Source organism: Kocuria sp. CPCC 205258, assembly GCF_040981005.1.
In the GTDB taxonomy this organism is placed as follows: Bacteria; Actinomycetota; Actinomycetes; order Actinomycetales; family Micrococcaceae; genus Kocuria; species Kocuria rosea.
Genome location: NZ_JAVKPS010000011.1, coordinates 90,051 through 109,899, shown reverse-complemented (window position 1 = coordinate 109,899; position 19,849 = coordinate 90,051). Strand labels below are relative to the sequence as shown.

General features: G+C 75.3%; 11 protein-coding genes and 1 tRNA gene. 4 read left to right on the top strand and 8 right to left on the bottom strand.

What is annotated here, in order from left to right:
• Nucleotides 1-67: 67 nt before the first annotated feature.
• The 3 genes from RF644_RS15960 to RF644_RS15950 all read right to left on the bottom strand — a co-directional run bounded on the left by RF644_RS15960 (nucleotide 68) and on the right by RF644_RS15950 (nucleotide 4,415).
• Nucleotides 68-144 (bottom strand) — tRNA-Met (locus tag RF644_RS15960).
• A 46-nt stretch (nucleotides 145-190) separates the two neighbouring features.
• The gene (locus RF644_RS15955) at nucleotides 191-3,178 is read right to left on the bottom strand and encodes a UPF0182 family protein (protein WP_368797217.1); all 2,988 of its coding nucleotides are present in this window, start codon (nucleotides 3,176-3,178) and stop codon (nucleotides 191-193) included.
• A 157-nt stretch (nucleotides 3,179-3,335) separates the two neighbouring features.
• The gene (locus RF644_RS15950) at nucleotides 3,336-4,415 is read right to left on the bottom strand and encodes a PDZ domain-containing protein (RefSeq protein WP_368797216.1); all 1,080 of its coding nucleotides are present in this window, start codon (nucleotides 4,413-4,415) and stop codon (nucleotides 3,336-3,338) included.
• A gap of 216 nt (nucleotides 4,416-4,631) precedes the next feature.
• Between RF644_RS15950 and RF644_RS15945 the strand changes: the two genes are divergently transcribed.
• The gene (locus RF644_RS15945) at nucleotides 4,632-6,122 is read left to right on the top strand and encodes a zinc-dependent metalloprotease (protein WP_368797215.1); all 1,491 of its coding nucleotides are present in this window, start codon (nucleotides 4,632-4,634) and stop codon (nucleotides 6,120-6,122) included.
• On the opposite strand, the gene RF644_RS15940 is transcribed toward RF644_RS15945, so the two are convergent.
• Complete coding sequence (locus RF644_RS15940) at nucleotides 6,098-6,667, bottom strand: M48 family metallopeptidase (protein WP_368797214.1); 570 nt, start codon at nucleotides 6,665-6,667, stop codon at nucleotides 6,098-6,100. The genes RF644_RS15945 and RF644_RS15940 overlap by 25 nt on opposite strands.
• Nucleotides 6,668-6,830: 163 nt before the next feature.
• Here RF644_RS15940 and RF644_RS15935 point away from each other — a divergent pair, with 163 nt between their 5' ends.
• Nucleotides 6,831-7,652, top strand: a complete 822-nt coding sequence (locus tag RF644_RS15935; protein WP_368797213.1) for a hypothetical protein — start codon at nucleotides 6,831-6,833, stop codon at nucleotides 7,650-7,652.
• On the opposite strand, the gene RF644_RS15930 is transcribed toward RF644_RS15935, so the two are convergent.
• Complete coding sequence (locus RF644_RS15930) at nucleotides 7,643-9,475, bottom strand: ATP-dependent helicase (RefSeq protein WP_017833443.1); 1,833 nt, start codon at nucleotides 9,473-9,475, stop codon at nucleotides 7,643-7,645. The genes RF644_RS15935 and RF644_RS15930 overlap by 10 nt on opposite strands.
• The gene (gene nudC, locus RF644_RS15925; RefSeq protein WP_368797212.1) at nucleotides 9,469-10,554 is read right to left on the bottom strand and encodes an NAD(+) diphosphatase; all 1,086 of its coding nucleotides are present in this window, start codon (nucleotides 10,552-10,554) and stop codon (nucleotides 9,469-9,471) included. Before nudC ends, RF644_RS15930 begins: the two co-directional genes overlap by 7 nt.
• A gap of 103 nt (nucleotides 10,555-10,657) precedes the next feature.
• Between nudC and RF644_RS15920 the strand changes: the two genes are divergently transcribed.
• Entirely contained in the window at nucleotides 10,658-11,851 is a 1,194-nt protein-coding gene (locus RF644_RS15920; RefSeq protein WP_368797211.1) for a phosphotransferase, read from the top strand.
• Here RF644_RS15920 and RF644_RS15915 read toward each other — a convergent pair.
• Nucleotides 11,827-15,315: an ATP-dependent helicase gene (locus tag RF644_RS15915; protein WP_368797210.1), complete on the bottom strand. Its 3,489-nt coding sequence runs from the start codon at nucleotides 15,313-15,315 to the stop codon at nucleotides 11,827-11,829. The two genes, RF644_RS15920 and RF644_RS15915, sit on opposite strands and share 25 nt — an antisense overlap.
• 59 nt (nucleotides 15,316-15,374) lie before the next feature.
• Nucleotides 15,375-18,809, bottom strand: coding sequence for an ATP-dependent helicase (locus RF644_RS15910; RefSeq protein WP_368797209.1), 3,435 nt, complete (start codon nucleotides 18,807-18,809; stop codon nucleotides 15,375-15,377).
• A 144-nt stretch (nucleotides 18,810-18,953) separates the two neighbouring features.
• Here RF644_RS15910 and RF644_RS15905 point away from each other — a divergent pair, with 144 nt between their 5' ends.
• On the top strand, nucleotides 18,954-19,808 hold the full coding sequence (locus RF644_RS15905; protein WP_368797208.1) for a 3'-5' exonuclease: 855 nt from the start codon (nucleotides 18,954-18,956) through the stop codon (nucleotides 19,806-19,808).
• Nucleotides 19,809-19,849: the final 41 nt, after the last annotated feature.

The window sequence follows — 19,849 nt, the reverse complement described above, 5'->3', positions numbered from 1 at the left end:
AGGCATGACAAAAGGCCCGAACCCACATCCGTGGGTTCGGGCCTTGCCGATGTCCTGAGACATCACATGGTTGCGGGGGCAAGATTTGAACTTGCGACCTCTGGGTTATGAGCCCAGCGAGCTACCGAACTGCTCCACCCCGCGGCGACATGTATGACTATACGTGCCGCGGGGTGGACCCGCAAATCGGCTACTCGGCGGGCTGCTCGGCCGGCTCCTCGGGGGCCAGGGCGCCCTCCGCCTCGGGGGCGACGACGCCGTCCGCCTCGAGCGCCCGCTCGATGGCGTCCTGCAGCCGCTGCTGGGCCTCGCCGTAGGACGTCCAGTCGCCGTCCTGCAGGGCCTCCTCGGACTCCTGGATCGCCTGGTTGGCGTCGCTGAGGGCGTCCTCGAGGCTGGCGCCGCCGGCCGGGGCCTCGGCCCCGTCCTCGCCGGCGCCGTCCGGGCTCCCGGCCTCCGCCTCGTCGACGCCCGCACCGGACGACGTCTGGGCCCCGGAGTCGCCCTGGAAGACCTCGTCGAGGGCCTCCTCGAGGGTCGGCGCGAAGCCCACCTCCTCGCCGAAGCCGACGAGCACGCGCCGCAGCGTCGGGTACGCGGCGTCGCCCGAGGACTGGACGTAGACGGGCTGCACGTAGAGCATGCCGCCGCCCGCGGGCAGGGTGAGCAGGTTGCCGTTGATGACCTCGGAGGCGCCCTGGCGGAGCAGGTTCAGCTCCGTGGAGACGTCGGTGTCCGAGTTGAACAGGTTCTGCGCCTGGCCCGGGCCGGGCACCACGGACGAGCGCGGCAGCTCCAGGAGGCGCAGCGTCCCGTACTCGTCGCTCTTCACGCCGTCCTCGCCGGTGCCGGCGTCGGAGTTGGCGGAGAGGTACCCGTACATCACGTTGCGGGTGTTGCCCGTCTCCGACTGCTGCGGGATGAAGGAGGTGGTGAGCGAGAAGTTGGCCTCCTCCTCACCGGGCATCCGCATCGACAGGTAGTACGGGGGCAGCGCCACGTCCGAGTCCTGCGTCGGGTCGTTGGGCACGGACCACACGTCGTCGTTCTGGTAGAAGCTGCCGGAGTCCGTGACGTGGTAGCGGTTGAGCAGCTCCCGCTGGACCTTGAACATGTCCTGCGGGTAGCGCACGTGCGCCATGAGCTCCGCCGACATCTCGGAGTAGGGTTTGAGCGTGCTCGGGAAGACGTTCTGCCACGCCTTCAGCACCGGGTCCTGGTCGTCCCACGCATACAGGTTCACCGAGCCGTCGTAGGCGTTGACCGTGGCCTTGACCGAGTTGCGGATGTAGTTGACCCGCTCCGGCGGCAGGGCCGCCGCGGCGCCCTGGGCGGTCTGCGTGTCCTGCGTCGCCTCCTGCAGCACCGACGGCGTCGAGTACGGGAAGGCGTCCGAGGTGGTGTAGGCGTCCACGATCCACTGGACCTGACCGTCGATGATGGCCGGGTACGGGGCGCCGTCGACCGTCAGGTACGGGGCGACCTTCTCGATCCGCTCGCGCGGGTCCCGGTCGTAGAGGATCTGCGACTCCGGGCGCACGGCGTCCGAGAGCAGCATGTCCGAGGACTGGAACTTGATGCCGTAGGCGAGCCGGTTGAAGAAGTTGCCGATGCTGGGCCCGCCGTTGCCGGCGAACGTCGTCTTGGCGTCGCCGGCCTCGTCGCCGGCCGTCTGCGGACGGTCCAGCTCGAGGGGCTCGTCGCCCTCGGCGCCGCCCACGATGGAGTACAGCGGGGAGTTCTCGCCGAAGTAGATGCGCGGCTCGTAGTCGTCCGAGATCACGCCCCGGGACGGGATGCCGGACTGCATGAACTGCGGCTTGCCGTCCACCTCGACCCGGTTGCCGTAGGCGGCGACCACGCCGTAGCCGTGGGTGTAGACCACGTGCTGGTTGAACCACCCCTGGTTCTGGTCGGGGTTCAGCTCACGCGTGGCGATGACGGTGTCCTGGACCTCGCCGTCGATCTCGTAGCGGTCCACGTTGAGGGTGTCCGGGAACTGGTAGTAGGGGCGGAACTGCTGCAGCTGCGAGAACGCCGCCGAGACCACGTTGGGGTCCAGCAGACGGATGTTCGAGGTGGTCTCGGTGTCCTGGCGCAGGGCGCCCTGCTCGGTCTCCGTGGTGGCGTCATACGGCATGACCTCGGCCGCGTCCAGCCCGTAGGCCGACCGGGTGAGGTCGATGTTGCGCTGGATGTACTGGCTCTCCAGGGCCTGCTCGGTGGGCGTGACCTGGAAGCGCTGGACGATCCACGGGTAGATCCCGCCGGCCACCACCGCGACCACGAGCAGCATGGCGGTGCCGATGATCGGCAGCCGCCAGCGGCCGATGAAGGACGCGACGACGAAGAGGACCGCGACGATCAGCGCGGCCGCCGCCAGGATCGCCTTGGTGGGAATCACGGCGTTGACGTCGGTGTACAGCGCGCCGGTCCACGTCCCGGACGTGGACTGCAGCGTGGAGTACCGGTCCAGCCAGAAGTTCGCGGCCTGGAGCAGCAGGAACAGCGCGGCCAGCACCCCCAGGTGCACACGGGACGCCCGGGTGGTGCTGAGCCCCCGCTCGGTGATCCGGATGCCGCCGTAGACGTAGTGCATCAGGATCCCCGCCACGCCGGCCAGCAGGATCGCCGAGACCAGGAACCCGATGAGGAAGCGCAGGAACGGGAGGGTGAAGACGTAGAAGCCGATGTCGAGGCCGAACTGCGGGTCCTCCTGGCCGAACGGCTCCTGGTTGAGGAACAGCAGCACGGTGTCCCACTGGGTCATCGCCGTGCTCGCCGCGAAGAGCCCGAAGAGCACGGGCACCACCACGATGACGATCTTGCGGACCGGCTCGAGGGCCTCCTGGTAGCGGCGCAGGTTGTCGTCCACGATGGACTCGGCCGTGATCGGCCGGCTCCGGTAGGCGAGGAAGAGGCTGGCGAACATCAACGCCGCCACGAGCACGGCGGCGACCACGAAGATCACGATCTTCGTGACGTTCTCGGTGACGAACACGCTGAGGTAGCCCAGCTGGTCGTACCACAGGACGTCCGTGTAGAGCTGCGTCAGTCCCACGAAGGCGGCCACGAGGACCAGGACGACCACGACCGTCGGCCACAGCGCACCCCGTTTCCGCCGCTGTCCTGCTGGCTGCTGCCTCGGTGGTCGGGGGGCTGTGGGTCCGGCGGTCACTGGTTACCTCTGCAATCGGGGTCGTTCGTCAGGTGTGGTGCGTGAAGTCGTGGGGTGCGGCCTGCGTCGAGGAGGAGCGCCGCCGGCGGGTCGCCGGGGCACCCCGTCCATTCTGCCCGCGGGCTTCTCGGGGGTGCAATCGTGCACACGCCGCCCGTCATCGGGCGGCGCACCCCGGCAGCGCGGAGAGGTCCCCGCCGCTCCGGGCGGCCTCGGCGGCGGCCACGGCGTCGTCGAGGGTGCGCACGGACACGACCGTCAACCCCTCGGGGACGTGGCCCTGCGCCTCGGCGCAGTTGTCCGCCGGGGCGAGGAAGACCTCCGCCCCGGCCGCCGCGGCCCCCTCGAGCTTCTGCCGGATGCCGCCGATGGGCCCCACCTCCCCCTCCGGGGTGATGGTGCCGGTGCCGGCCACGTGCCGGTCCCCGGCGATCGAGCCCGGGGTCATCTCGTCGACGATCCCCAGCGCGAACATCAGCCCCGCGCTGGGCCCGCCGACCTCGTCGAGCTCGAACGCCACGTCGATCGGGAAATCGTAGGCGGCCAGCAGGAACACGCCGAGCTGCCAGTTCCCCGACGCCTCGTCGCGCACGGTGTCCACCTCGACGTCGCGCGGCGACCCGGCCCGCTCGACCTGCAGGGTGACGCCGCGCTCCCCCGCCGCGTCGAGAGCCGACTTGAGGGACGGCAGCGACGAAACGGGCTCCCCGTCCACGCCGCGCAGGACGTCGCCGTGCTCGAGCACCCCCTCCGCGGGGCCGCCCGGGACCGTGTCCTGCACGGAGAGCCGGGTGCTGAAGTCCTGGCCCAGGTGCGTCAGCGCGGCGGCGACCGAGTCCTCCTGCGAGCTGCTCATGGCCGCCATGCTGTACTGGTCGGCCTCCTCCCCCGACACGTCCCGGGGATAGAGGGTGTCGGCCGGCACCACGGAGGCGGACGGGTCCAGCCAGGACCCGAGGACGGTGAGCACGTTGACGTTCTTGTTGGGCCCGCCGGTGACGTAGACCGTGGTCAGGTCCAGGACGGAGTCGCTCGGGTAGGTCGGGGCGCCGGAGACCCCCAGCAGCTGCCGGCCGTCGTGCTCCCCCACCGTGTTGAACGTGGGCCCGGGAGCCTCGATCACGAACGGGGCGGGCAGCACCGTCCCGGCCAGCAGCAGCCCGGCGGAGCCCAGCAGCGCCCAGGACTCGAGACCGCGGCGGCGCAGGGCGCGGCGCGGGCGGGGGGATGCGGTCACGGGCGGTCCTCGGCGTCGTCGTCGGAGGGACCGGAGGCTGTGAGGCCGCACGGTCCGGACGGTCCAGCTTATCGCGCGGGACCCGGCCCTGAGCTTCCAGCGAACTGGGAGTTGGCTCATGGTCGGCCCCGTCCGGTGCTCGCTACGCTGGGAGCAGAGACGTCGGGCGCGCCCGTGCCGCCCGATCCCCCGACCCGATCGAAGAACGGTGGACCCATGACTCCCCAGCCTCCCAACGACCGCCCCGGGAACACCCCGGGGGACGACTCCGGCGACGGCCCCAAGGACCCCTTCCAGGAGATGCTCGAGCGCCTCATGGGGCAGAGCGGGATGAGCCCGGAGGACCTTCAGCGCGCCGGCGTGCCGGTGGACCCCCAGGCGATGTCGATGATGTTCCAGCAGATCCAGTCCATGATGGGCGCCGGGGCGTCCGAGGGACCGGTCAACTGGAAGCTCGCCCACGACCACGCGCGGCAGATCGCCGCCGCCGACGGCGACCCGTCGGTGACCCCCGCCCAGCGCGGCGCGGTCGAGGACGCGATGCGCCTCGCCGAGCTGTGGCTGGCCGACCACACCGAGTTCGGCCAGACCTCGATCCGGCCCCAGGCGTGGTCCCGCGCGGAGTGGATCGAGGCCACCCAGGAGACCTGGAAGGACATGACGGGCCCGGTCGCGGAGTCCGTGACGAAGGCGCTCACCGACGCCCTCACCCAGCAGCTGCCCCCCGAGCTGTCCGCCATGATGGGCGGGGCCTCGGGGATGCTCGCGGGCGCCGGCGGGATGCTGTTCGGGATCCAGCTGGGCCAGGCCATCGGCGGCCTGTCCCGCGAGGTGCTGTGCTCCACCGACATCGGCCTCCCGCTCGCGGAGGGCCGCTCCGGGCTGCTGCCCGCCAGCATCAGGGCGTTCGGCGAGGGCCTGGACATCCCCGCGCAGGAGATCATGCTCTACGTCGCCGTGCGGGAGGCGGCGCACGTCCGGCTGTTCGCGGCGAACCCGTGGCTGCGCCAGCACATCCTGGACCTCGTCAAGCGCTTCTCCGCGGGGATCCACATCGACATGTCCCGCATCGAGGAGGCCGCCCGGGACATCGACCCGATGGATCCCTCGAGCATGCAGGAGGCCCTGTCCTCCGGGATCTTCGCCCCGCAGCAAACCCCGGACCAGGAGGTCACCCTCAAGCGGCTCGAGACGGTGCTCGCCCTCGTGGAGGGCTGGGTGCACGTGGTCACCGTCGCCTCGACCGCCAACCTGCCCTCCGGGGAGGCCCTGTCCGAGACCGTCCGGCGGCGCCGCGCCGCCGGCGGGCCCGCCGAGCACGCGTTCGGCTCGCTCGTGGGGCTCGAGCTGCGCCCGCGCCGGCTGCGCGAGGCCGCGCAGTTCTGGGAGTACGTCGGCGAGCGCCGCGGGGTGGAGGACCGGGACGGCCTGTGGGACGCCGCGGAGCTGCTGCCCACCGACGAGGACCTGGACGACCCCGCGGGCTTCACCGAGCGCCGCGGGCTGCTCACCGCGTCCGAGGACGAGGTCGACGCCGCGCTCCAGCGGCTGCTCTCGGGCGGCTACGAGGGCCCCGACGGCGGGCCCGGCACGGACGGCGGTCCTGCCGCGGACCCTGCTCCCGGCGCGGACGGCGGGCCCGGCACGAGCGGCGGTCCCGGGCGGCCGGAGGACGACGGGCCTCAGGACGGGGACGGCTCCCGCTGATCCGCGCCGGCGCGTCCGGCGTGCCGGTGCGCCCACGCGGCGCCGTCCAGGAACGCCCGGGCTTTCTCGGCGAGGGGGTAGCGGGCCTCGAGCTCCCGGAACCGGGGACTGTGGTCGGCCTCGAGCAGGTGCGCGAGCTCGTGCACCAGCACGAAGTCGAGCACCCACTCCGGGGCCTGCTGGAGCTGCGCCGAGATCCGGATGACGCCGGTGGCCGGCGTCGCGGAGCCCCACCGGGTGTGCTGCCGCCCGGACCACCGCACGTCCGAGGGCCGGGCGCGGCCGTCGAGGTGTCGCCGCGACAGCTCGTGCGCGCGCTGCAGGAGGTGGTCGTCGGAGCGCCGGTCGGCGCCCTTGGCCGCCTCGCGGCGCCGGCGATCCACGACCCGGGGCACCAGCTCGCGGGTCCAGTGCTCGATCTCCCGACGGGTGGCCGTCTGGGGGACCGAGAGCACCACCGTGTCCTCGCTCCAGTGGGCGGACACGGTCTTGCGCCGGCGGGCGGAGCGGCGCACGACGACCTCGGGCTGTGACGGTACGGGCATGGGGCCATTGAACACGCCGCGGGCACGGGCCGCGAAACGCCGGCCCGCGCCCGTGTGCACAGCGCTCCGCCGTGCACTGTGGACGACCCGCCGGCGGGCGCGCCGCGGGCACGGTCCGGGCGAGAGTGACGACGTCCCGCCCGCGCGTCCCGGAAGGCGTCCCGTGCCCACCACCCCGTTCCCAGGCCCTCCTCAGGGTTCCCCGCACGACCCGGAACTGCGCCTGTCCTGTCTCGAGCGGCCCCGTCCGGACGAGGTGCACGTCCTGCTCCTGGGCCTGGACGGTCTCGCGGCGGCGCTGGCCGTGCGCCTGCTGCGCTGCGGCGTGCTGGGGCTCAACGTCAGCGACGCCGCGCCCGTCGCGGCCGCCGACCTCGGGACCGGCGCGTACCGGCCCGCGGACGTCGGCCGGTCCCGCGAGGCGGCCCTGCGCCGGCGGCTGCGCGAGCTCGACCCCCGGTGCGCCCCCGTCAGCGCGCCGGAGCTGTTCCCCGGGGCGCTGCTGCCGGGCACGGTCGTGGTGCACAGCTCCGGGCGGCCCGGCCCGGACGGCCGGCTGCCGCCCGGAGCGGTGGAACCGGAGGCGTGGGCGGGGATCGACCCCCGCCACCCGGTGGTGTCGCTGCACCACGCCGACGGGGTCCTGCTGCGCTGGCCCACCGTGCCCTGGGCGCACCGGCCCTGCCCGGACTGCGTGCGGGCGACGCTCGAGCACACGGAGCCCCGCACGGCGCCGCACGGCCCCGCCGCCGTCCTCGCGGCGTGGGCGGGCGCGGCCCACTCGGAGGCCGTCGCGGTCCGCCTGGCCGTCGAGGTGCTCGCGGTGGCCCTGGACTCGCTGTGCGGCGCCGGAGCCGGGGGGCACGGGCTCCGGGAGCAGGGCGGCGCCGGGCGCGCCGCCCTCTACGCCCCGCCGTGGCCGGACGCGGTGTCCTGGCCGGAGCCGGACCGGAGCCGGTGCCTGTGCGGGCTCGATCAGGCGTGAGCGCGGGCGCCGCCCGGGCGGGACCGGCGCGGGGCGGGGCGGTCTCCGCCGGTCTCCCGCAGGGCGTCGAGGAAGCGTGAGGGCTTGCGCGTGGGCCGGCCGCCCGGGGTGCGGGACAGGGTCCAGGACAGGACGAGGTGCTCCCGGGCGCGGGTGATGCCCACGTAGAGCAGCCGGCGCTCCTCGTCGATCTCGTCGGCGGTCTCGGCGAAGCCGATCGGCATGAGCCCCTCGCTGAGGCCCGCCAGGAACACGGCGTCCCACTCGAGGCCCTTCGCCGAGTGCAGGGACGCCAGGGTCACCCCGTTCATCACGGGGGCGTCCTGCTGGGCCATGCGCCGCTCGAGCTCCGCGGCGAAGTCGGGGAGCACGAACTGCTCCTCGCGGGCGGCGGCCTCCGCGGCCATCCGGTCCGCGAGGGAGACCAGCGCTGCCAGCGACTCCCACCGCTCGCGCACCGCGCCCGTGGAGCGCGGCGCGCGGTCCGAGTAGCCCAGCGAGGAGAGGATGTCGCGCACCAGGCGCGTCGGCTCGTCCGAGGCCTCGGCGGCCCGCGCCGCCGTGCGCAGCTGCACCACGGCCTGCTTGACCTCGGGCCGGTTGAAGAACCGCTCCGTGCCGCGCAGCTGGAAGCCGATGCCCGCCTCCGCGAGCGCGGTCTCGAAGGCCTGCGACTGCCCGTTGGTGCGGAAGAGGACGGCGATCTCGGACGCGGGCACACCGTCGTCGACCAGGTCCCGAATGCGCGCCGCCGTCCCCGCTGCCTCGGCCTCGTCGTCCGCGTACTCGTTCCAGGACGGGGGCGGCCCGTCCGGGCGCTGCGCCACCAGGCGCAGCGGGGTGGCCCAGGCGCCGGGGGTCGAGCCCCGCGCCGGCCGGCGGGCCGCGAGCAGGCGGTTGGCGGTCTCCACGACCTGCGGGGTGGAGCGGTAGTCGCGCACGAGCTCGATCACCCGCGCCTGCGGGTGCCGGGCCGGGAACTCGAGCAGGTGCCGGGAGGTGGCCCCGGTGAAGGAGTAGATCGTCTGGGAGGCGTCGCCCACCACGCAGACGTCGTCCCGGCCCCCGAGCCAGGCGTCGAGGAGACGCTGCTGCAGCGGGGAGACGTCCTGGTACTCGTCGACCACGAAGTGCCGGTACTGCTCGCGCACGGTCGCGGCGACGCGCTCGTCCTCCTCGAGCACGGCCACCGTGAGCAGCAGGACGTCCTCGAAGTCGATCAGGTGCCGGTCGGTCTTGAGCTCCTCGTAGGACTGGTACAGGCGCTGGACCGTGCGCACGTCGTAGTTCAGCGGCATCTCCCGCCCGGCGGCCCGCGTCGGATAGGTGTCGGGGGTCAGCATCGAGACCTTGGCCCACTCGATCTCGGCGGCGAGGTCCCGCACGGCCGCGCGGTCCGTGGACAGGCGCATGTTCTGCGCGGCCTCGGTGATGAGCCGCGCCTTGTGCTCCACGAGCCCGGGCAGGGGCCCGCCCACGGCCTGGGGCCAGAAGTACTGCAGCTGGCGCAGGGCCGCGGCGTGGAACGTGCGGGTCTGCACCCCGGCGGCCCCGAGCTCGCGCAGCCGGTTGCGCATCTCGTTGGCGGCGCGGGCGGTGAACGTCAGGGCCAGGACCTTCTGCGGGGTGTAGACGCCCGTGGCGATGCCGTAGGCGATCCGGTGGGTGATGGCCCGGGTCTTGCCCGTGCCGGCGCCCGCGAGCACGCACACGGGTCCGCGCAGCGTGGTCGCGACCTCCCGCTGCTCGGGGTCCAGGCCGGCGAGGATGCGCTCCTCGAGGGTCGACTCCACGTCCGTGCCGGTCTCGCTGCTGGTCACCACGCCGTCTCCGGCAGGTCCTCGCCGAGCCAGTGCGCGATGAGCGCGTGCGCGATCGAGACCCGCCCGGGCAGGGTCACGGACCCGGTGCGCGCCGCCTCCCGCAGCTGCGCCCGCGTGAACCAGCGCAGCTCCAGGATCTCCTGGCCGTCCGGGACGGCCGCGCCGGAGCGCACCACGGCGCGGCAGCCGAGCATCAGGGAGCGCGGGAACGGCCAGGGCTGGGAGCCCAGGTACTGCACGTCCCCCACGGTCAGGCCCGCCTCCTCGGCGACCTCGCGGACCACGGCCTGCTCCAGGGACTCCCCCGGCTCCACGAACCCGGCGAGGGTCGAGAACCGGTTGCCCTTCCAGAGCGCGGAGCGGCCGAGCAGCAGCCGCTCCCGGTCGGGGTCGGGGTCGCCGTCGCTGACCGCCACGATGATCGCGGGGTCGGTGCGCGGGAAGTGCAGCGACTCGTCGTTGGGGCACCGCCGGGCCCAGCCGGACCGGATCACCTCGGTGGGCTCCCCGCACTGCGGGCACCGGGGGTGGTCCCGGTGCCACAGTCCCACGGACTGGGCGGTGACGAGCAGCGAGGTGTCCCCGGTCGGGAGCACCGGGCCGAGCTCCCGCAGGCCGGCCCAGCGCAGCTCCTCCCCGCCCCGGCCGGCGGCGAACGCGGTGACGGCCGCAACGAGGGGCTCGGGCACCGCGAAGGGCTCCGCCGCGGCGTCCTCGCCCCCGGGCTCGGGGGCGGCGACGGCGCGCAGCAGGACGCGGGGGCCGGGGGCCCCGTCGGCGCCGGGCAGCCGGCCCAGGTAGACCTCCGGCCGGCGCGGGTCGTGGGGCACGGCCGGGAGCTCGGCCGCGGGCACCAGGACCAGGGCGTCCCCGGCCACGGGGGCGAGACCGCCCGCGAGCACGAGCACGAGCGTGGTGGGGTCCTGCGCGGCGAGCACGCGCACGTCGTGGAGCTCACGGTCGACGGCGTCGCGGTCGAAGGCCGTCGCCGCGAACGGCAGGCGGGCCGGCGAGAGACGCTCGGGGGCGGGCACGGGGCGGGAGCCGGAGACGGGCTCGGAAGGGGTGGAGGCGGGCACGTCCCCCACTGTAGCGACCCGGGCGGACCACGGGCCCGGCGGGTGGGGACGAGGACGGCTGCCGGGCCTCTTGCAGGGCCGGGCCTCTTGTAGGGTGGACGGCGTGAGCACGTCCCTCGAGCACCTGGCCGCCGTCGCCGCCGCAGGCGTCCCCGGACTCGCACCCGTGGCCGTGGGGCCCTCCCCCGACGACGACGCCGACTTCCGCTCCGCCGTGGTCCTCGACGCCTCCGGCCGGCGCTGGCGGGTGCGTTCCCCGCTGAGCCCCGAGGCGAGCGTCCGCCTGGAGACCGAGCACCTCGTGCTCCGCTCCTTCACCCCCGCCGTCCGGTCGCGTCTCCCGTTCCTGGTCCCCACCGCCGCCGGCTCCGTGGCGCACGGGGACCTGCACGCCTTCGTGCACTCCCACATCGAGGGCGCCCCGCTGGACATCGACGCGCTCGCCCGCATGGCCGCCGAGCCGGACCCCGAGCACCACCGGCACGTGCCGAGCGCCGAGCCGCCTCCGACGCTCACCGTGCAGCTCGGGCGGCTCCTGGCAGCGATCCACGCCCTGCCGACCGCGCTGGTCCTGGACGCCGATCTGCCCGGCTACACCGCCGAGCAGTGCCGGCAGCGGCGCCGCACGGAGCTGCGCCGGGCCGCCGACACGCGGCGCGTGCCGGCCGCGCTGCTGCACCGGTGGGAGCAGGTCCTGGAGGACCGTGCCGTGTGGCGGTTCCGGCCGCGCGTGGTCCACGGCGACCTGCAGGAGGACGACCTCGTGATCTCCCGCGGACGGGTGCGCGGGGTGACCGGGTGGACCGACCTGCACGTGGGGGATCCCGCCGAGGACTTCGCGTGGCTCTTCGCGGCGCGCGACGCCCGCCTCGCCGAAGGGGTGCTCGAGGCCTACGCCGCGGCCTGCCGCCGCACGTCCTTCCAGGCGCCCGACGGGGCACCGGACCCGCACCTGCTGGACCGGGCCCGGCTGGACGCCGAGCTCGCCCTGGCGCAGTGGCTCGTGCGCGGCGTGGACCGCGGCGCGCAGGACCTGGTGGCCGACGCGGAGCAGATGCTCGCCACGCTCGAGCAGGACGTCGCCCGGCGCCCCGAGCCGGTCGCGGCCGCACCGGAGACCGCGCCGGCGGCCCCGGGGCAGGACGACGCCTCCCAGGACGCGGCCCCGGACCGCGCGCCCGGGGACACCGCCCCGGAGGACCCTGCCCCGGCCGGCGGCCCCGAGGCCACCTCCGGCCGGACGCCGCCGACGGGACCGGGCGGCGGCCTCGCTCAGGGGCGCAGCACCACGTCGTAGGCCTCCCGGACCACCGCCTCGAGCTCCTCGGCCCCCGACAGGTCGTGCGGACGGACGACCCGGTCCTCGGCCACGTAGTAGAAGGCGGCGGTGACCTCCTCGAGCGGGACGGCCCGCAGCCGGGACCACGCGAGCCGGTACACGGCCAGCTGCGCCGACCGCTCCTGCAGCTCCCGGCCGGAGGGTGCCCGCCCGGTCTTCCAGTCGACCAGTTCCCACGTGCCGTCGCCGTTGCGGAAGACGGCGTCCACCCGGCCGCGGACCGTGACCCCGGCGATCGGGGTCTCGAGGGGGAACTCCACGGCGTACGGCTGGCGGTCGGCCCACGGGCTGGAGCGGAACGTCGCCGCGAGCTCGGGGAGGTCGTAGGCCGCGTCGACGTAGTCGTCGGCGGTCCCGGGCAGCTCCCCGACGTCGAAGATCGCGGAGCTGCCGTAGTACTGCTCGATCCAGGCGTGGAAGGTGGTGCCGCGCCGCGCCGCGGTGCCGGGCCGGCGCGGCATGGGCCGGCGCAGGCCCGACACGACCTCGAGCGGATCGCGCGCGAGCGCCACCAGGGTCGAGGCCGAGACGTGGGACGGCATGGGCACGGTCCGCTCGGCCCGGCCGTCCTCGTGCCGGGCGAGCAGGATTTTCGCCTCCTCGGACCACCGGCGCGGGTCCGGCGCGAGCCCGTCCCGCTCCGCGACGCCGAGCAGGTCCTCGACGTCGAGGTCCGCGGTGTCCTCGAAGCCGCGCTCCCGCACCGCGCGGGCGGCCCGCTCGAGCACGGCCCGGCGGCCCCGGTGCGGGGGCGGGCTCACGCGCACGGCGCTGTGCCCGTTCTCGTCCGTCACGGTCTCGGTGACCTCGGGGCCCTCCAGCGGGTCGTACGGCCAGGGGGCGCTCAGCACGGTGGCGGCGGCCGGGTTGCGGGCCCCCTCCGGGACCTCGGCCCAGGGGCCCGGGCGGACGGACGGTTCGGGGCCCTCGGTGAGCGGTGCCAGCTCCGCGACGAACACGGAGGGCTCCTGGCCCTTTGCGGCCGTGCCCCGGAACACGGTGCAGGACAGTTCCAGGACCTCGCGGGCCCGGGTCACGGCCACGTAGGCGAGACGGCGCTCCTCGTCCTCGGCGTGCTGGGCGGCGAGCTCCAGGAACTCCGTGTGGGACTCCTCGAGGGCCTTGAGGTCGCTCGTGTCCACGGCCCACTGCGGCAGGAACCGGGCGTCACCGCGCAGCGGCCAGGCCAGGGTCCCGGTGTCGAGGGTCCAGCGGGAGGGCCGGTCGGTCGGGAAGTTCCCGGCGTTGAGTCCCGGGACGTAGACGTGGTCCCACTCGAGGCCCTTGGAGGCGTGGACCGTGACGAGCTGGACGGCGTCGTGCCGCGTGCGGTCGGGGCCGGGCTCGAGCCCGTTCTCCTCCGCCAGGGTGACGTCGAGCCACGCGAGGAACGCCGAGACGTCGCTGCTCGCGGAGAACGCGGTGAAGGACTGCGCGGCCTCGTGGAACGCGTCCAGGTTGCGCCGCGCCTGGTGGACGGGGCGGTGGGGGTGCGCGGCGACCTCGACGTCGAGGCCGAGCACCGTCTCGACCTCGTGCAGCAGGCTCGGCAGGTCGTCGGAGAGGAAGGAGCGCAGGTGGTCCAGCTCCGTCCGCAGCCGGATCAGGCGCTCCCGCGCGGTCTCGGACAGGGTGCGGGCGTGCGCGGACGTCCAGCCCGGCCACGGGAGGGTCTCGAGGGCCTCGATCAGCGACGCGTGGTCGGAGAGGTCGGGCTCGACGAGGGCGTCCTCCTGGGCCTCCTCCGCGGTCACCGGGCTCTCGAGGTCCTCGGCCCGGCCCGCCTGCGCGGCCTCCGTGCGGCGGCGTTCCAGGTGGGACGCCCAGTCGGCGAGGGCCATGAGGTCCCGGGTCCCGATCCGCCAGCGGGCCCCCGCGAGCAGCCGCACGAGCGCGTCCGAGCGGCCGGGGTCGTCCAGCACCCGGAGGGTCGCGACGACGTCGGAGACCTCCGGCGTGCTGAGCAGCCCGCCCAGGCCCACGACCTCGTAGGGGATGCCCCGGGCGGCGAGCTCCCGGCGCACGGGCTCGATCTGGGAGCGCTTGCGGCAGAGCACCGCCATGGTGGGCATCTGCTCCTCCGGGTCGCCGCGGTGCTGCTCCCGGCGCTCCCGGACGCGCTCCGCGAGCGCGACGGCCTCCTCGACGTCGGTCGCGTACCGGCTGATCCGCACCCGGCCGGTGCCCGCCCCGGGACGCGGGGTGAGCTCGGGGACGGCGAGGGAGGAAGTGCTGCGCGCCCACGCGGGCAGGGTCCGCAGGGGCGCGGCGATGGTGTTGGCGACGTCCAGGATGCTCGCGTCGTTGCGCCACGCCGTGGTGAGGAAGCTGGGCTCCCCGTCCTGGCCGGGCGCGACCGGGAAGGAGTCGTAGAAGCCGAAGAGCTGCCCGGAGGACGCCCCGCGGAAGCCGTAGATCGACTGCTGGGGGTCGCCCACGGCCATCACGGAGTGCCCCTGCCCGAAGAGCGCGGCGAAGAGCCGCAGCTGGGCGTGCGAGGTGTCCTGGAACTCGTCGAGCAGCACCACCCGGTGCCGCTCCCGCTCGGTCCGGCGGGCTGCCGGGTCCTGCTCCGCGAGCCGGGCGGCGGCGGAGAGGAGGTCGCCGAAGTCCATGGCCTGGGCCTCGCGCTTGCGCCGGGCGAAGTCGGCCACGAGCTCGGCGAGGACCCACGCGGTGCGCTGGTTGTCCTCGACCTTCTTCAGCTGGGCGCCCAGGGTCTTCTTCCGGCGCCCCGGCGGTGTCGTGGCCAGCGCGCCGAGCAGCTCGGCCGCGAAGCGCTCCACGTCCGCCGGGTCCACGAGGTGCTCCGCGCACGCCGAGGCGAGGTCGAGGACGGCGGCGACCATGGTCGACTTCGCGGGCATGGTCTCGAGCAGCTCCCCGGTCCAGGCCTCCACGGTCTGCGCGGCGAGCTGCCACGTCCGGGCCTGGCCCAGCAGCGTGGTGTCCGGCTCGATCCCGATCCGCAGCCCGTAGTTGCGCACGAGCGTGTTGGCGTAGGAGTGGTAGGTGCTGACCGTGGGGTCCTGGGGAGCGGCCGGGAGGTCGTCCTCCTCGGCGTGGGCCGGAGCGACGAGCCCCTGGGCGCGCAGCCGGGCGAGCCGGGAGCGCATGCGCTCCCCCAGCTCGCCGGCGGCCTTGCGGGTGAAGGTCACGCCGAGGACCTGGTCCGGGGCGACGACCCCGTTGGCCACGAGCCAGACCACCCGGTCGACCATGGTCGCGGTCTTGCCCGAGCCCGCGCCCGCGACCACCAGCCGGGGGGTGAGCGGGGCCGAGATCACGGCCGACTGCTGGGCCGTGGGGAGGTTGCCGCCGAGCAGCTCGGCCAGCTCCTCGGGACTGTACCGGGGCTCGACGCCGCCGTAGGGGTGCTCGGCGGCGTCGTGCCGGGTGCGGTCGTCGGGGGCGTCGGTCATGGGCGCTGTCGTCTCCTGCTGTCCGGGTGGGACGGGGCCGGGATCCGTCCGCACGGTCCTCACGGTTCGCTCACCTGCCGCCCCTCGGCGCACAGCGGGCAGATCTGCGGCAGCTTGCACCCGTGCCCGTTGAAGGCGCCCTCGGCCTGGTCGTGGCGGGCGGTGAACCGTTCCCCGGCCACGAGCTCCGCGGCCCGGGTGATCAGGTCCCGCGCCCACGTGGCGTCCGGGTCGAGGGGGTCCTGCTGCTGCACGGAGGGGGACTTGGCGCGGGTGCCGAGCTGGACGAGCAGGGCGCCGCCGGAGAGCTCCGTCACGGTGCCGCCGGGCAGCTCGAGGACGGTCTCGTCCTCGCCGGCGACCATGGCCGTGCCCGCTCCCGCCGTGAGCGCCACCTGGTAGGCCGCGAGCTGCGGGTGCTCGGCGATCTTCGCCCCGGCGGGCTGGTTCCGGCCGGTCTTGAGGTCGACGACGACGTAGCGGCCCTGCTCGTCGAGCTCCAGGCGGTCCACGCGGCCCCGGAGCAGGGCGTCGCGCGCCCGGCCCTGGACGAGCACGCTGAACGCCCCCTCCACGGAGGCCAGCCGGCGGCCGTGCTTGCTGCGGGCGTCCACGACGTACTGGGCGAACTTGCGCAGCATCTGCCGGGCGCGCTCGAGCTGGACCGCGGACTCCCAGGTGTCCGGCAGCCCCAGCGTGGGCCAGCGGCGCTCGAGCTCGGCGACGAGCTCCGAGCCCGACGCCTCCGGCAGCTCCTCGGCGATGGCGTGCACGAGCGAGCCGAGGCTGCGGCTGAGGTCGGTCGCGGCCTCGGCCCGCGAGGCGGCCACGAACCAGTCGAGCGGGGACCGGTGGATGGTCTCGATCCGGGACGGGGAGACGGGCACGGGGACCCCGTCGTCGAAGACGGGCGCCGTGCTGGAGAGCTCCGCCGCGCCCCACCAGGTGTCGGGGTGGGCGCCGGGCACCGGGCGCGGGGAGGAGGAGATGCGGTGGAGCAGCCGGGCCGCGGCCTCCGAGCGCACGGGGTCCTCCTCGTGCAGCTGGACCCACTGCCGCAGCTCGGCCACGAGGGCGCGCAGGGTCATGGGCCGGGGGGCGTCCACCACGGCCCGGGCGCCGTCCCCGGGCCGCGAGCCGGGCGGGTCGACGAGGTCCAGGAACTCCGAGGGCTGCTCGTCCTCGCCGGAGGCCGCCGTGACCACGAGCGTGCCGCAGCTGCGGGAGACGGCGGCGGAGAAGGAGCGCAGCTCGTCGTGGCGGACCTCGCGCATGCGGGTGACCGGGGTGACCCGCGCGGCCTGGTCGACGCCGAGGTCCAGCGCGTCCGTGAGCAGGTCCGCGCCGAGCAGCTGCCCGCGCAGGCGGGTGTTGGGCCACACGCCCTCCTGCACGCCGGCGACGAAGACCACCGGCCACTGCCGGCCCGCGGCGGTGGCGGGCGTCATGATCTCGACCGTCTCGTCGGTCGGGGCGCGGGCGGCCAGGGTGTCCATGGGCAAATCCTGGTTGTCGATGTAGTCCAGGAACTGGGCGGGGCCGGCCCCGGGAAGGTGGTCCACGTAACGTTCGGCGGACTCGAACAGGCCCACCACGGCGTCGAGGTCGCGGTCGGCCCGCTCCCCCGCCGGGCCGCCCTCCAGTGCACGGCGCCGCCAGGACTCGGCGACCCCGGCCGCCTCCCACAGCGCCCACAGGACGGTCTCGGCCGTGGCGCCCTCCTCCCGGAGGGCACGGGTCCCGGCCGCGAGCATCCGGGCGATCCGGCGGGCCGGCACGGAGCGCACGCCGGCGGCGTCGAGCGCCCCGGGGGCCACGAGGGCCTCCACGAGCAGGTCGTCGCTGGTGCGCAGACCCCCCGCGGCGAGCTCCTCCGCCCGGAGCCGCTGGCGGAGCCGGCGGACGTCCATCGGGGAGGCGTTGCCGATCCGCGAGGAGAGCAGGTCGACGGCCGCCTGGACCGTGAGGGCGCCGAAGTGCGGGTCCTCCTCGCGGTCCGCGGCCGCCGCGGCGGCCTCGGTCACGATGCGCAGGGCACCCAGCAGCGGGCGCACCGCGGGCTCGTCGCGCACCGGCGTCTCCGCGGCGGAGGTGCTGACGGGCACGCCGAGGGCGGAGAGCTGGCGCTCGAGCCCCTCCAGGTAGCGGCCGTTGCGCACGACCACGGCCATGTCCGCCAGCGGGACGCCGTGCACCAGGTGGCGCTCCAGGACCTGGTGCGCGATCCAGCGGGCCTCGTGCAGCGGCGAGGAGAGCACCACCGTGGTGACCTCTCCGGGCGCCGCGCGGTCTCCGGCGCCGTCCACCGCGACGTCCGCCGGCGCGGTCGCGGCGTCCGCGCCGTGGCCCGTGTCCGCAGCGCCCGGGGCGCTCCCGGCGGGCCGGAGGGCGCGGGGGTGCCGGGCCCCGGCCACGGCGGGGATCCGCTCCGCCACGCGCTGCCACACCTCCGCGACGGCCCCGGGCATCCGCCGGCTCGTGCCCAGGGGGTGCCGCCGCAGGGGGCGCGCGGGCTCGGCGAGCCGGTCCTCGAGGGTGCGCAGCAGGTCGGGGCGGGCCCCGCGGAAGCCCTGGACCACGATGTCCGTGCAGGCGGTCAGCACGGTGTCCCGTCCCCGGCACAGCACGGCGAGCAGCCGGTGGATCGAGGGCGTCGCCTCGTGCAGGTCGTCGACGAGCACGAGGTCGAGGCGCTCCTGCTCGGCCCGCAGGAACTCCGGCTGCTCCTCGAGGACCCGCGCGGCCTCCGTGACGAGGGCCGCCGGGTCGTAGGACTCCGGCATCCGCAGCCGGCGCACGGCCTGGTACTCGGCCTGCATGGTGGCGGCCGCCGCCCAGTCCGGGCGCTCCAGGCGCCGGGCGAGGCGGCGGAGGTCGTCGGGGGCGAGGTCGTACTCGGACATGCGGTCGAAGAGCTCGCGCACCTCCTGCCGGAAGCCGCGGGTGGCGAGCGCCTCCCGGAGGTCCGGGGGCCACACGACGGGGGCCCCGAAGCCGGCGGCGTGCCCGGCCATGAGCTCGCCGATCAGCACGTCCTGCTCCGGGCCGGACAGCAGCTTGGGTCCGTGCGCGACGCCCGGGAGCAGTCCCTGGTTCTGGGCCCGCCGGAGCAGGTCGAAGGCGTAGGACTGCCAGGCCCGCACGGGCGGGGAGCTCATGGTGGCCGAGACCGCGGCCGTGAGGTCGTCCCGCAGCCGGGCCGCCGAGAGCCGGGACGGCGTGAGCACGAGCAGCCGGTCCGGGTCCAGGCCCCCGCCGATCCGGCGGGCCGCCAGCTCTACGAGCACCCGGGTCCGCCCGGTCCCGGGGCCGCCGAGCACGAGCCGGGGGCCGCACCCGGCCGGGAGCCCGGCGATCTCCTCCTGCTCGGGGCTCGGCCGCCACGGGGCGCGCTCCGGCGCGGAGCCGTGCGGCGGCACCAGGGTCCAGCGCACCGGCCCCGCCCCGGGCAGGGCGGAGCTCGTGGCGTGGGTGCTGTCCTCGGTGTGCCGCATGGGTCTCATCTCATCACGGGACTCCGACGGTCTAAGCGCTCCGCGTCCGTGCGCCCCGGACGGTTCCGGCCCGGTGCGCACGGAGACGGCGGCCGGGGCGGCCGCGTCCGTGCCGGGTCGGAGGGGGCCGGTACGGTGGGAGCCATGTCCTCGCCCTCAGGCCCCGCCGGCCCCACCGACCAGCTGCCCCTGTTCGACGCCGCCCCGCTGCGCGCGCCGAGGCCCGCCCCGCCCGCGCCGGACGACGCCGCGGAGCAGGACGTGCTCTTCGACCTCGAGGGGTCCGCGGGCGCCCCGGAGGCGTCCCCCGCGTGGACCGAGGGTCCGCGCGCCTCCTTCGACCTCGAGACGACCGGCCGCGACCCGCACACGGCCCGCATCGTCACGGCGTCCGTCGTGCGCACCGACGCCGCGGGCGCCGTGACGGACGAGTGGGAGTGGCTGGCGGACCCGGGGGTGGAGATCCCCGAGGAGGCGGCCGCCGTGCACGGGGTGAGCACCGAGCGGGCCCGCGCCGAGGGCCGTCCCGCCGCGGAGGTGGTCGCGGAGATCGCCGGCGTGCTGGCCGGTCTGTTCGGCGCGGGCACGCCCGTGCTGGTGTTCAACGCCTCCTACGACTTCACGGTCCTCGCCCACGAGGGCCGGCGCCACGGGGTGGAGGTCCCGCAGCCCTTCCCGGTGCTGGACCCCTACGTCCTCAACAAGCAGGTGCACCGGTACCGGCGCGGCAAGCGCACCCTCGGGGCGCTGTGCGAGGAGTACGGGGTCGAGCTCACCGCGGCGCACACCTCGGCGGCGGACTCGGTCGCGACGGAGCGGCTCGCGGTGCTGATGGCCCGCCGCTTCCCCGAGCTGGTGCGCCCGGCGGCCGCGCTGCACGCCGACCAGGTCGGGTGGGCGGCCGAGCAGGCCGCGAGCCTCCAGGAGTACTTCCGCCGGACCCGCCCGGACGCGGTGGTCGACGGCGCGTGGCCGCTCCGCCGCCCCGAGGACGCCTGAGCGCTCCCCGGGACGGCGGCCGGCCGGGTCCCGGCGGCCGG

Coding starts and splice junctions, on each gene's coding strand:
- RF644_RS15905 (WP_368797208.1), top strand. CDS start 18,954: ATGTCCTCGCCCTCAGGCCCCGCCGGCCCCACCGACCAGCTGCCCCTG.
- RF644_RS15945 (WP_368797215.1), top strand. CDS start 4,632: ATGACTCCCCAGCCTCCCAACGACCGCCCCGGGAACACCCCGGGGGAC.
- RF644_RS15940 (WP_368797214.1), bottom strand. CDS start 6,667: ATGCCCGTACCGTCACAGCCCGAGGTCGTCGTGCGCCGCTCCGCCCGC.
- RF644_RS15910 (WP_368797209.1), bottom strand. CDS start 18,809: ATGCGGCACACCGAGGACAGCACCCACGCCACGAGCTCCGCCCTGCCC.
- RF644_RS15915 (WP_368797210.1), bottom strand. CDS start 15,315: ATGACCGACGCCCCCGACGACCGCACCCGGCACGACGCCGCCGAGCAC.